General features: G+C 73.9%; 12 protein-coding genes. 8 read left to right on the forward strand and 4 right to left on the reverse strand.

The genetic code is table 11. The annotated features are described in order from the left end of the window. On the reverse strand, window positions 1-966 hold the full coding sequence (locus M1L56_RS09700; protein ID WP_248599072.1) for a LysR family transcriptional regulator: 966 nt from the start codon (window positions 964-966) through the stop codon (window positions 1-3). 136 nt (window positions 967-1,102) lie between these two features. On the opposite strand from M1L56_RS09700, the gene M1L56_RS15935 reads away from it, so the two are divergent. The 8 genes from M1L56_RS15935 (at window position 1,103) to M1L56_RS09735 (ending at window position 9,068) form a co-directional block, all read left to right on the forward strand. Further along, window positions 1,103-1,225 (forward strand): hypothetical protein, encoded by a 123-nt coding sequence (locus tag M1L56_RS15935; RefSeq protein WP_255361433.1) that lies wholly within the window; start codon window positions 1,103-1,105, stop codon window positions 1,223-1,225. 191 nt (window positions 1,226-1,416) lie between these two features. Further along, window positions 1,417-2,841: a threonine/serine exporter ThrE family protein gene (locus M1L56_RS09705; RefSeq protein ID WP_067948405.1), complete on the forward strand. Its 1,425-nt coding sequence runs from the start codon at window positions 1,417-1,419 to the stop codon at window positions 2,839-2,841. A 99-nt stretch (window positions 2,842-2,940) separates the two neighbouring features. Then, the gene (gene pyrE / locus M1L56_RS09710) at window positions 2,941-3,510 is read left to right on the forward strand and encodes an orotate phosphoribosyltransferase (RefSeq protein ID WP_067948403.1); all 570 of its coding nucleotides are present in this window, start codon (window positions 2,941-2,943) and stop codon (window positions 3,508-3,510) included. Then, the gene (locus M1L56_RS09715) at window positions 3,507-6,203 is read left to right on the forward strand and encodes a septum formation family protein (RefSeq protein WP_248599073.1); all 2,697 of its coding nucleotides are present in this window, start codon (window positions 3,507-3,509) and stop codon (window positions 6,201-6,203) included. Before pyrE ends, M1L56_RS09715 begins: the two co-directional genes overlap by 4 nt. A gap of 1 nt (window position 6,204) precedes the next feature. Further along, window positions 6,205-7,179, forward strand: a complete 975-nt coding sequence (locus M1L56_RS09720; protein ID WP_248599074.1) for a ribokinase — start codon at window positions 6,205-6,207, stop codon at window positions 7,177-7,179. Then, window positions 7,176-8,123 carry a nucleoside hydrolase gene (locus M1L56_RS09725; protein ID WP_248599075.1) on the forward strand — a complete coding sequence of 316 codons (948 nt, stop codon included), beginning with the start codon at window positions 7,176-7,178 and terminating at the stop codon, window positions 8,121-8,123. The genes M1L56_RS09720 and M1L56_RS09725 overlap by 4 nt, the downstream gene beginning before the upstream one ends. A gap of 11 nt (window positions 8,124-8,134) precedes the next feature. Next, on the forward strand, window positions 8,135-8,314 hold the full coding sequence (locus M1L56_RS09730) for a hypothetical protein (RefSeq protein ID WP_248599076.1): 180 nt from the start codon (window positions 8,135-8,137) through the stop codon (window positions 8,312-8,314). Window positions 8,315-8,360: 46 nt separating this feature from the next. After that, window positions 8,361-9,068, forward strand: coding sequence for a CoA pyrophosphatase (locus M1L56_RS09735; protein ID WP_374256430.1), 708 nt, complete (start codon window positions 8,361-8,363; stop codon window positions 9,066-9,068). A gap of 6 nt (window positions 9,069-9,074) precedes the next feature. Here M1L56_RS09735 and M1L56_RS09740 read toward each other — a convergent pair whose 3' ends face one another. From M1L56_RS09740 to M1L56_RS09750, 3 genes are all read right to left on the reverse strand, one after another. Next, window positions 9,075-9,872 (reverse strand): HAD-IIA family hydrolase, encoded by a 798-nt coding sequence (locus M1L56_RS09740; RefSeq protein ID WP_067948391.1) that lies wholly within the window; start codon window positions 9,870-9,872, stop codon window positions 9,075-9,077. 62 nt (window positions 9,873-9,934) lie between these two features. Further along, complete coding sequence (locus M1L56_RS09745) at window positions 9,935-10,279, reverse strand: UBP-type zinc finger domain-containing protein (protein ID WP_248599077.1); 345 nt, start codon at window positions 10,277-10,279, stop codon at window positions 9,935-9,937. Continuing rightward, entirely contained in the window at window positions 10,276-11,922 is a 1,647-nt protein-coding gene (locus M1L56_RS09750; RefSeq protein WP_248599078.1) for an FAD-dependent oxidoreductase, read from the reverse strand. The genes M1L56_RS09745 and M1L56_RS09750 overlap by 4 nt, the downstream gene beginning before the upstream one ends. Window positions 11,923-11,933 lie beyond the last annotated feature (11 nt).

The raw sequence follows: 11,933 nt of genomic DNA on the forward strand, positions 1-11,933 counted from the left end.
CTAGGTGGCGGCGGCCGCCTCGCCCGCGGGCTCGGCGGGGGTGCCGCGGGACGGGTGGCCGTACGCCTGCTCGAGCCGTGCCGCTCGGTCGACGATGACCTCGAGCACGGTCCGCACGGCGAGGCGCTCCGCGACATCCGGCCGCACCAGGGCGAAGATCTGGCGAACGGATGCCACGCCACGGAGCGGCTTCAGCACGATGCCCTCGGGCAGCGCCCCCGAGGTGTAGCGGGGGACGAGCGCGATGCCGTGGCCGGCCTGGATGAACGCCTCGACGATGCGCATGTCGCTGAACCGCTGGCTGATCTCGATGCGGCCGGTGGTCGCCTGCTCGATCGCGTGGAGGATCCGCTCGAACGGGTACCCGCTCGGCACCCCGAGCCAGGTCTCGCCGACCACGTCGGCGGGCGTCACGAGCGCGCGGTTGGCGAGCCGGTGCCCGGCGGGGAGGCCGACGTCGAGCGGCTCGGTGAGCAGCGGCAGGGCGCGCAGGCCGCGGCCGCCCCACGGCAGCTCGCCCGGCATGGTGTGGGCGAGCACGATGTCGTACTCGTTGGCGAGGTCGGGGAACTCGGCCAGTTCGGGGTCGAGGTCGGTGGCGCGCACCACGAGCCCGGTCACGGCTCGGAGGTCGGTGAGCACCTGGGGGAGGAGGGTGGCACCGACCGTCGGGAACGTGAGGAGCGTCACCTCGCCGCTCGGGTGGTTGCGGAACTCGTCCCACAACGCCGACGCGCGCTCGAGAGCGATCGCGACCTCCGTCGCTGAGCGGGCGAGCGCCTGGCCGGCGCTGGTGAGCACGACGCCGCGACCGACCCGCTCGGTCAGCGGCATGCCCGCCTCGCGTTCGAGCACCTTGAGCTGCTGGGAGACCGCCGAAGGGGTGCGGCCGGTGGCCTCGGCGACGGCGGTCACGCTGCCGCGCTCGGCGAGCTCGCGGAGGAGGTCCAGACGGCGTACATCCATGTAGCAATGCTACATCGTTAGTGTAGTTTCGTAAGATTGTGCTGAACGGTTTACTCCGTCACAATTGAGGAGTCGGACACGTGCAAGGGCGCACCCAGTCGCCCGACATTCCAACGATCTCCCGAAAGGAACCGCCGTGTTCAGCCTCACCGTCCTCCTCATCAGCGCCTCGATCGCCGGCGTCGTCGGCTCGGTCCTCGTGACCGCTCGCGACGGATACCGTCGTCAGCCGCGCGAGACGTTCGCGCGCACCGTCTGAGTCGCGCGACCGCGGAGCCCCCGGGCTCCGATGCAGGGCCGCCGCGCGGGGGAGGGACACCCCGCGGGGCGGCCCTTCGTTCGTCTGCGCCCGCCCTCGACATCCGCGTGCACCGCCGATAGCGTGACGACACCCGAGCAGCTCGGGTCACCCCACGCGACCCGGGCCCGAGCGACTGACGGAGCGAGCGGATGCCCATCACCCCCACCCCACCCGAACGCCCCGACGCCGAGGGCGACGCCCACCGGGCGCCCGTCGACGACCCGGCCGTCCTGCGCACCTTCCTGCTCGGTCTCGCCGAGGGCATGACGGCCTCCCAGGAGTCGGTGGACCGGATCCGCGCCGACGTCGTGCAGATCGCGCGTGCCTACGGCCTCGACGACGTCGACCTGGTCGTGCTGCCCACGATCGCGTTCGTGCAGACGGGCCGCGGCGACACCGCACGCGTGGCGCTGAAGTCGGTGCAGGCGACGTTCCGCTTCGACCAGATCGCCGAGATGGGTCGGCTGCTGCGCGAGGCCCGCGAGGCGGCGATCTCGCCCGGCGACGGCATCCGCCGCCTCAATGAGATCGGCGCGATGCCGCCCACCCGGCACTGGTTCATGCGGACCCTCGGTCACGCCATGCTCACCGCCGGGCTCGCGCTGCTCCTCGCGCCCAGCTGGCAGGCCGCGGTCGTCGGCTTCGTCCTGGGCGCGCTCATCGGCGTGGCGAAGCTCGTGCGCTCGCAGACGCTCACGCTCGTGTTGCCCATCGTCGCGTCCTTCGTGTGCGCGCTCATCGTCTTCCTCCTCGCGCCGTACGTCGAACTCGGCGACCCGCTGCGCGTGCTCATCGCGCCACTGGCCACCTTCCTGCCCGGCGCCCTCCTCACCACGGGCGTGCGCGAGCTCGCGGCCGGGCAGATGGTCGCCGGGACGTCCCGGCTGGGCGCGGGCCTCGTCCAGCTCGGCCTGCTCGCGTTCGGCATCCTGACGGCGGGCACGGTGGTCGGCGTCGGCAACGAGGACTACCTCCCGCTCGACGCGTCCACGACGCTGCCGTGGTGGGTCGCGGGCATCGGCCTCGCCCTGTACGGCCTCGGCAACTACCTCCACTTCGCGGCCCCCGGTCGCAGCTACGGCTGGGTGCTCCTCGCGCTCGTGGTGGCGTACGGGGCGCAGCAGCTCGGCGCCCTGGCCTTCGGCTCGGCGGTGAGCGGGCTCATCGGCGCGCTCGTCGTCACGCCGTTCGTGCTGTGGATCGAGGACCTGCGCCGCGGCGGCGTGCCGTCGCAGATGATCTTCCTCCCGGCCTTCTGGGTGCTCGTGCCCGGGGCGTCGGGCGTGATCGGCGTCACGGAGGGCGCGGTCGCCGCCTCCGCCGGCATCGCCGACTTCTCGGCCGCGTTCGTCACGGTCATGTCGATCTCGCTGGGCGTGCTCATCGGCTCGGCGCTCTACCGGTTCATGCGACGCAGCGCGCAGGAGCTCTCCGAGTTCCACATCGACCTGCCCACGGTGCTCGCGCCGTCCGACGAGCCCGTGCTCTCGCGCATCGCGGAGGCGACGACGACCCGTTCCTCACGGCGGCGCGACGAGGAGCGCCGGGAGGGCGAGCACCGCGACGGTCGCTGAACGGATGCCGCAACCGGGCCGTCCGCCCGTGCCCGGCGGCCCACGAGCCCCGAGAATCCGACCCCGCGGCACTCAGGGACCACGACGTAGAGTATTCGGGTGACTTCCCGGAACCCCCAGTCCGCCGAGGCCCGCCGACAGCTCATCGAGTTCATCTCGAGCGAGGCGGTGTTCCACGGCGACTTCACGCTCACCAGCGGCAAGAAGGCCACGTACTACGTCGACCTCCGCAAGGTGAGCCTCGACCACCGCGTGGCGCCGCTGATCGGGCAGGTCATGCTCGACCTCATCGCCGAGGTTCCGGAGGTCGCCGCCGTCGGCGGCATGACGATGGGGGCCGACCCCATCGCCACCGCGGTCCTGCACCAGGGTGCGGCCCGCGGGCTCGCCTACGACGCCTTCGTCGTGCGCAAGGAACCGAAGGACCACGGCCGCGGCAAGCAGGTCGAGGGGCCGGATGTCGCCGGCAAGCGGGTCATCGTGCTCGAGGACACCTCGACCACCGGGGGCTCGCCGCTCAAGGCGATCGAGGCCCTGCGCGCCGTGGGCGCGGAGGTCGCCGCGGTCGCGGTCGTCGTCGACCGCGACACGGGCGCACGCGAGGTCATCGAAGCCGCGGGGGTTCCCTACCTCGCGGCCATCGGATTGAAGGATCTGGGACTGTCATGAACCGACGCGACGGACGCCACGACTCGGACGACATGAACGACGCCGACTGGCTGCTCAGCCAGCTGGGCAGCGGCCGTCGCCCCGACCTCGAGGGCCGCCAGGCTCCCCAGCCGCCCGTCGCACCGCCCCAGCAGCCGGCCGAGCCGGTCTCCCCGCCGCCCATGGAGCGACCCCGCCGCCGCAGCGAGGAGTCGCTCGACTGGTTCTCGCTCGCCGACGCCCAGTCCGAGACGGATGCCGCGACGCGGGAGCTTCCCGTCGTGAGCGAGCCGCTTCCGCCGCGCGCGGAGCCGCCCCGGCAGGCGCCCGCTCCGACGTGGGAGCCGCAGGCCCCGGCGTGGAACCAGCCTCCCGGCTGGGACGACCGCCGACCTCCGGCGACGCCGCGCGACCCGCAGCGGCCCGACGACCGGCTCACGTCGGTCGAGCCGCCCGTGGGCGGGGCGCCCGTGCCGCCGGCCTTCGGCGGCCCGCAGGCACCGCCGCCCGGCCCGCCGCCGCCCGGCCCGGTCACCCCGCCGGCGAACTTCGCCCTGACCTGGGGCGAGCAGCCCATCGAGACCGAGGACGGTCTCCGTGCGGCGTTCCGGCAGCTCTCGGACCCCGCGGAGCCGCCGCAACAGCGACCCCGCGACGACCGGCGCCCGGTCGAGCCGCACCGCGACGAGCCTCCGCTCGACCCGCGCGACGTGCCGGGATCGGCCGACTCCCCCTTCGCGGGGTTCACGCCGCCGCCGGTCGCCCGGCAGTCCTTCACCCCGGTGACCCCGCCCGCGGGCACCGCCTTCCCGGCGGCCCGGACCGACTTCGACGACCAGCTCTGGTCGGCGCTCAACGAGGACCCGGCGGCCGCCGGTGCGGCCACGCGCGACGACCGGGTTCCCGCCTCCGACGATAGCCGGGGCTACTCCGACGAGCAGGCCTACGCCGACGCGTCGGGCCAGTACGACGACCACGAGTTCGACCAGCCGGGGTACGACCCGCGGGCGCACGAGCCGCAGGGCTGGGACCAGCGGGCCGCCGCCGAGCCGGTTCAGGACGAGCAGGCGTACGCCCAGCAGGGTTGGGACCAGCGGGCCCCGAGCGAGCAGGCGTACGACGGTCACGCCGACGACCAGCAGGGCTGGGACGACCAGCGGGCCGCGGGCGAGCGGGTTCCGGACGAGCCGGCGTACGACCGGCAGGGCTGGGACCAGCAGGACCGCGATCACCAGGGCTCCGACCGGGACGGCTGGGGCCGGCAGGAGTACGACCGGGAGGCTCGGTACGACGAGCCCCGCTCCGAGCAGCCCGCGTACGACGAGCAGGACGGCTCGCCCATGGCGCGCGAGATGGCGCAGGCCGGCTACTTCTGGAACCTCACTCCCGACCCGACGGCGCCCGATCCCAAGGCCCCGGTCGAGGACGACCGGCCGGGTCCCCGCCGACGCGGGGCGTCCGACTCCGACGCCGCACCGGCCGGACGGTCGCGCGACGACCGGGATGCGCGCCCCGGAGACGACGACCGTTCCCCTGAGCCGTACCCCGCGGTCGACCAGTGGGATCCCATCCCCGACGACGGCATCGCGGATGACGCGGACGTGGCCTCCGACCCGCGTGAGGCCGAGTACGGCGATCGCGACCACCGAGATGATCGCGAGTACCGGGACGACCTCGAGTACCGGGATGATCGCGAGTACCGGGACCCCCGCGACGAGTGGTCCGACGCGCCGTACGACCGCGACGACCGCCGCGACCCCCGGGACGACCGCGCCCGCGGATTCGCGTACGACGGCCCGCACGACCGGGACGCCGTCGACGACGAGAGCGATGACGACGGCCTCGCCTCGCTGTTCGGCGGTGCCGGCTTCGGCGCCACGGCGCCGACCCCCCTCGTCGGTGGTGCTGCGGCACAGCGCGATCGCGACGTCGACCCGTACGACGCCCGCGACGACCGATACGCCCGCGACGACCAGTACGGCGCCTACGCGCGCGATGACCGGTACGGCCGCGATGACACCCGCGATGACCGGTACGGCCGCGATGACGACCGGTACGACCGGTACGGCCGCGATGACGACCGGTACGCCCGCGATGACCGCGGCGGTCGGGGCGGCCCGGCGGCACCGCGGACGCGGGACGACGACGACGACGACCGGGGCGGGCGTTCGCCGGTGAAGCTCCTCGCGTGGATCGCGGGCGGCCTCGCCGCCGTGCTCCTCGTGGTCGCGGGTATCGCGTTCGGCGCCCAGCTGCTCCGAGGCGGAGGAGATGAGACCGCCGACGGCGGAGCCGGCGGGGCGACGGAACCCACGGCCATGCAGCCGCCGGGTACGTACGCCTGGAACGAGCTCTTCGGCGGCGAGTGCCTCGAGCCGTTCGAGGGTCCGTGGGCCGAGGAGTTCACGGTGATCGACTGCGCGACGCCGCACGCCGCCCAACTGGTGCTCCGCGGCGAGGTCTCCACCGACGAGGCGGCGCCCTTCCCCGGTGAGGCGGAGGTCGAGGCACAGGTCGCGGCCCTCTGCGGTGCCGAGAACGTCATCGCCCCCGACATGGCGGCGATGGCCGGCGACCTGCAGGTCGAGGGGTCCTACCCGGTGACCGAGGAGCAGTGGGCCGCGGGCGAGCGCGACTTCTACTGCTTCGTCACCCGCCGCGGCGGTTCGCCGATCACCGCCGACGTGCAGGGCACGGCCGGGCAGCAGGGCTGACGTGGCCGAGGCGGGTCCCGCTGGTGGCGGGGGCCGGCACGGCGCCGTCGTCGTGTTCGGCTCGGTGAACGTCGACGCGACGAGCTACGTCGCGGACTTCCCGCGCCCCGGCGAGACCGTGCATTCGCGGGACTTCCGGGTGGCGCTCGGGGGCAAGGGGGCGAACCAGGCGGTCGCGGCGCACCTCGCCGGGGCCGGCGTGGAGCTCGTGGCCCGGCTCGGCGACGACGCGAACGCCGAGGTCGCTCGCGCCGCGTTCGCTCGGTTCGGGCTGCCGACGGACGCCGTGGGGGTCGTGCCCGGCGAACCGACGGGCATCGCGCAGATCACCGTCGCCGAGTCGGGCGAGAACACCATCATCGTCACGGCCGGCGCCAACGCGTCGTTCGACGCCGACGCGGTGCGGTCGGAGGCGGCTCGGCTCGACGGCGCCGCACTCGTGCTCACGCAGGGTGAGCTCCCGGTGCGCTCCATCGAGGCGATCGCGGCGGCGAGCGACGCCGCGGGCGTCCGCTTCGTGCTCAACCTCGCCCCGCCGGTCGCCGTCTCGCGGTCGGCCCTCGCGGTCGCCGATCCGCTGGTCGTGAACGTCCACGAGGCGCGCACGCTCGGTCTGGGCGCGGGGCTCGGCGACGACGCGTCGGCCGAGGCGTGGCGGGATGCCGCGGCATCCGTCGTCGGTGCCCTGGCCCGCTCGATCGTGGTGACGCTCGGCGACCGCGGCGCCGTGGCCGCCGATGCGACCGGCTCGTGGAGCGTGGCGGCGCCGCGCGTCGCCGCGGTCGACACGACCGGGGCGGGGGATGCCGCGACCGGCGTGCTCGCCGCGATGCTGGCCGAGGGACGCGCCCTGCCCGACGCGGTGCGCGCCGCCGTCGCCGCGGGCGCGCTCGCCGTCCAGGAACGGGGCACCGTGGATTCCTATGCGGGCCGCGACGACGTGCTCGCGCTCGCCGACCGGACGGAGGCCGTGTGACCATTCCCGTGATCGTCGACTGCGACCCGGGCCACGACGACGTCATGGCGCTGTGGCTCGCGGCGGGCCACCCGGCGCTCGACCTCGTCGCGGTGACCACCGTCGGTGGCAACGTGCCGCTCGAGCACACGAGCCGGAACGCCCGTATCGCGCTCGCCGTGGCCGGGGTGGGCGACGTGCCCGTCGCCGCGGGCGCGAGCGGGCCGCTCGCTCGCGAGCTGTCGACGGCCGAGTGGATCCACGGCGAGAACGGGCTCGGGGGGCCCGAGCTTCCCGACCCCGACACGTCCCCGACCCGCGTGCCGCTCGATCCGCGGAGTGCGACGGAGCTCATCGCCGACACGCTGGAGGCGGCATCCGAGCCGGTCGCCATCATCGCGACCGGGCCGATCACGAACGTCGCGATCTTCCTCCGCGAACGTCCGGACCTCGCGGACCGGGTGCGCGAGATCGTGTGGATGGGCGGCTCCACCGAGCGCGGCAACGTCACGCCGTACGCCGAGTTCAACGCCTGGGTCGACCCGGAGGCGCTCGACCGGGTGCTCGGCAGCGGCATCCGCTTCACGATGGTCGGGCTGAACGTGACGCACCGCGCGCTCGTGACCACCCGCGTGCGAGAACGGCTGGCGGCAGTGGGCAACCGCACCGCCGCGTTCGGCGACGAGCTGCTCGAGTTCTTCTGCCGCACCAACGACGAGGTGTTCGGCATGCCAGACGGTCCGCTGCACGACCCGGTGGCGGTGGCCGTGCTCGCCGACCCGGACGCGGTCGAGGTCGTGCACACCCGGCTGGACGTGGAGCTCGTCGGGTCCGAGACCGTCGGGGCGACGAGCGTCGACCTCGACGGCATGCTCGCCCGCGAACCGAACGCGCGCGTCGCGGTCGGGCTCGACGTCGAGCGCTTCTGGGACGCCGTCGAACTGGCCTACGGCCGGCTCGGCTGAGCGGAGCCGTCGTGGACTGGACGTTCTGGGTCGGCGGCGCGGTCATCGTCGTGCTCGTCATCGTGACGCAGGTGTTCCTGCACGAGAGCCGGTGGTCGCAGCGGTGGCGGCCGGAGGAGCCCGACGACGCCGACGGGACGGACCGCACCGACCCGCCGGGCGATGCCGACGGCCCGGGCGGCCGGTCGTAGGCACCGCGACATCGGGGATCACGGCCGCGCGGGCTACCCTCGACGGGTGACCTCACGCGACGACGCTTCCGCATCGGCGCGGGCGCAGCTCGCGGCGCTCGTCGACGACCCGGCCGTGCACGACCTCTGGCAGGCCGTGCGCGAGCCCGTCGGCGACGATGCGCGGCCCGCCGCGGTGCTCGTGCTGTTCGGCGTGCTCGACCACCTGCCGAGCGACCACGAGGCGCAGGCGCGCGCGGTCTCGCGCGACCTCGACGTGCTCCTGCTCGCGCGCGCGACCACGCTCCGCTCGCACGCGGGCCAGATCGCGTTCCCCGGCGGCCGCGTCGACGACGGCGAGGCCGGCCCGGTGGCCGCAGCGCTCCGCGAAGCGAGGGAGGAGACCGGGCTCGACCCGGCGGGCGTTGAGGTGCTCGGCACGCTCGGCGAGATCCCGCTCGCGTACTCCCGCCACGTGGTGACCCCGGTGCTCGGGTGGTGGGCGGCGCCGACGCCCGTCGCGCCCGTCGACCGGGCCGAGTCGTCCGCGGTCTTCCGCACCCCCGTCGCCGACCTGCTCGACCCGGCGAACCGGTGCACCACCGTCATCCGTCGCGACGACCGCGAGTGGCGCGGGCCCGGCTTCACCGTCACGGCGGGCGGGGCGGAGCGGCTGGTGTGGGGCTTCACCGGGCTCGTGCTCGACGCGATGTTCGACCGCCTCGGGTGGACCGAACCGTGGGACGCCGACCGGGAGCTCGAACTGCGCCCCTGACGACGACTAGAGTTCGACCTCGACCGGCTCGGCCGGCACGAGCTCGGCCACGCCCGTGAGGATCTCGTCGGGCCGGAACGGGTACTTCTCGATCTCGGCCTGGTCGCTGATGCCGGTCATCACGAGGATCGTGTGCAGCCCGGCCTCGATGCCCGCGACGATGTCGGTGTCCATGCGGTCGCCGATCATCGCCGTGTTCTCGGAGTGCGCGCCGATCTTGTTCAGCGCCGAGCGGAACATCATCGGGTTCGGCTTGCCGACCACGTACGGCTCCCGCCCGGTCGCCTTGGTGATGAGCGCGGCGATGGCGCCCGTGGCGGGCAGCGGGCCCTCGGCGGACGGGCCCGTGGCATCCGGGTTGGTGACGATGAACCGGGCGCCGTTGCCGATGAGGCGGATCGCCTTCGTGATCGCCTCGAACGAGTAGTTGCGCGTCTCGCCGACGACGACGAAGTCGGGGTTCGTCTCGGTCATCACGAAGCCCGCGTCGTGCAGTGCGGTGAGGATGCCGGCCTCGCCGATGACGAACGCGGTGCCGCCCGGCAGCTGCTGGTGGAGGAAGTCGGCCGTGGCGAGCGCCGAGGTCCAGATGCGGTCCTCGGGCACGTTGAGCCCCGACGCGCGCAGGCGCGCCGACAGGTCTCGCGCGGTGAAGATCGAGTTGTTCGTGAGCACGAGGTACGGGGTGCCGGTGTCCTCCCAGTGCTGCAGCAGCGCGGCCGCGCCGGGCAACGCGTGGTTCTCGTGCACGAGCACGCCGTCCATGTCGGTGAGCCAGGACTCGACCTCATCACGCTTCGCCATGCGCACAGCCTAGGCCGCGCAGATCACAGCCCGATGAACAGCGGATGCCGCGGGCCGGCCCGTCACGCCCGGTGCAGCAGCGACTTCCAGTCGGGCGGTACCTTGCCTTCGGGTCCTGGGGCGGGCTGGTCCTCGGGCCGGGAGAACGGCGGGCTGAGCGGGACCCGCCGCGCCGACGCGCCGGCCTCGTAGTCCCAGAACCAGTCCTCGCCGGGTTCGAACGAGGTCGCGACGGCGTGCCCGGTGTCGCGCGCGTGACGGCTCGCATGCTGCTCGGGCGACGAGTCGCAGCATCCGACATGGCCGCACTCGACGCAGCGACGGAGGTGCCACCACCATCCGCCGCCTTCGAGGCATTCGACGCAGCCCGTGCCGGAGGGCGGCGGAGCCGTCTGCCGGTCGGTCATGCGTACACCTCCGTGGTCGCGAGCGCCTGGTGGACCGAGGCGACGGCGCTGGAGCCCTCGCCGACGGCCGCCGCGACGCGCTTCATGGATCCGCGGCGCACGTCGCCGGCGGCGAAGACGCGCGGCACCGAGGTCTCGAACGGCAGCGGCATCCGGCCGAGGTCGCGCCAGCCGTCGCCGAGCGCGACCACGTCGGCGCCGGTGCGGAGGAAGCCGTGCTCGTCGCGTTCGAGCCCGGCGAGCCAGTCCGTCGCGGGCACGGCGCCGATGAAGCAGAAGAGTCCCGTGCAGTCGACGGTCTGCTCCGTCGTGCCGCGGAGCGTGACGGCGGTGAGGCGGTCCTCGCCATGCAGGGCCGTGACCTGGGTGCCGGTGTGCACCTCGATGCGGGGATCCTCCCGGATGCGGTCGACGAGGTAGCTCGACATCCGTTCGGACAGGTCGTTCGAGCGGACGACGAGCCGGACCCGGCACGCGTTCGCGGCGAGGGCGAGTGCCGCCTGGCCGGCCGAGTTGGCCCCGCCGACGACGACCACGTCGGAACCCGCGACCTGCCGGAGCTCGAGGGCCGTCGCGGCGTGGTGGATGCCGGCGCCCTCGAAATCGTCCCACCGCTCGAGAGGGAGGCCGCGGTAGGCGACGCCGGTCGTGACGACGACGGCGCGGGCGCGCACGATCGCTCCGTCGGCGAGGAGGAGGCGGTGCACGCCGCCCTCGGGGTCGAGGCGCACGACCGGACACGGCGCCGCGATCCGCACGCCGAACTTGAACGCCTGGAGCGACGCCTGCGAGGTGAGCGCGTCACCGCTCACACCGAACGGGAAGCCGAGGTAGTTCTCGATGCGCGAGGTCGTCGCCGACTGGCCGCCGGGGGCGACGGCATCGAGGAGCACGGTGCGCAGGCCCTCGGACGCGCCGTAGATCGCCGCGGCGAGCCCCGCCGGCCCGGCGCCGACGACCGCGAGGTCGAACTCGAGGTCGTCGTCGGCGGTGTAGGCGAGCCCGAGCATCTCCGCGATGCGGCCCGGCGTGGCGTTGTGCACCGGCTCGCCCTGCACGAACGCGACGGGCAGGTGCTCGCGCGTGAACCCGTGCGACCACACGTCGTGGTCGAGGGCCGGGTCGTCGACGTCGACCCAGGTGTGGGCGAGCTCGAGGCGCTCGGCGTAGCGGCGGAGCGCCATCGACTCGGGGGAGCCCGTCGAGCCGACGATCTTCAGGGTCCACGCCGCCGGCCCGTGCCGCAGGAGTTCGCGGCGCGCCCACAGCGTGCGCAGCATGAGGTCGCACAGCTCGTCGTCCTCGGCCATCAGGCGCTGGAGTGCGTCGTGGTCGACCCGCAGCACGCGGCCCGGCTGGGTGACGCGCGAGGTGAGGAACGCGCGCTGCCCGTTCAGCAGCCCGAGCTCGCCGACGAAGGTGCGGGGCCCGAGCACCGCGAGCCGGGTCTCCTCGGTCCACGAGAGCGCATCGCGCACGACCTCGACCTCGCCCTCCTCGACGAGGATCAGGTCGTACCAGCGGTCTCCGGTGCGGAACAGCACGTCGCCGACCTCGGTGGCCTGGGGCACGCCGTAGCGACGCAGCCGATCCCATTGGGCATCGGTGAGTTCGGGCCTGATCTTCTGCTTGGTGCGACCCATGTGGCCATCCT

It is taken from the genome of Agromyces sp. C10, assembly GCF_023217995.1.
Lineage (GTDB): Bacteria > Actinomycetota > Actinomycetes > Actinomycetales > Microbacteriaceae > Agromyces > Agromyces indicus.

Bases quoted from the DNA above. Each gene is read 5' to 3' on its own strand.
- M1L56_RS09700 (WP_248599072.1), bottom strand. From the start codon at position 966: ATGGATGTACGCCGTCTGGACCTCCTCCGCGAGCTCGCCGAGCGCGGC.
- M1L56_RS09705 (WP_067948405.1), top strand. From the start codon at position 1,417: ATGCCCATCACCCCCACCCCACCCGAACGCCCCGACGCCGAGGGCGAC.
- M1L56_RS09715 (WP_248599073.1), top strand. From the start codon at position 3,507: ATGAACCGACGCGACGGACGCCACGACTCGGACGACATGAACGACGCC.
- M1L56_RS09740 (WP_067948391.1), bottom strand. From the start codon at position 9,872: ATGGCGAAGCGTGATGAGGTCGAGTCCTGGCTCACCGACATGGACGGC.
- M1L56_RS09745 (WP_248599077.1), bottom strand. From the start codon at position 10,279: ATGACCGACCGGCAGACGGCTCCGCCGCCCTCCGGCACGGGCTGCGTC.
- M1L56_RS09750 (WP_248599078.1), bottom strand. From the start codon at position 11,922: ATGGGTCGCACCAAGCAGAAGATCAGGCCCGAACTCACCGATGCCCAA.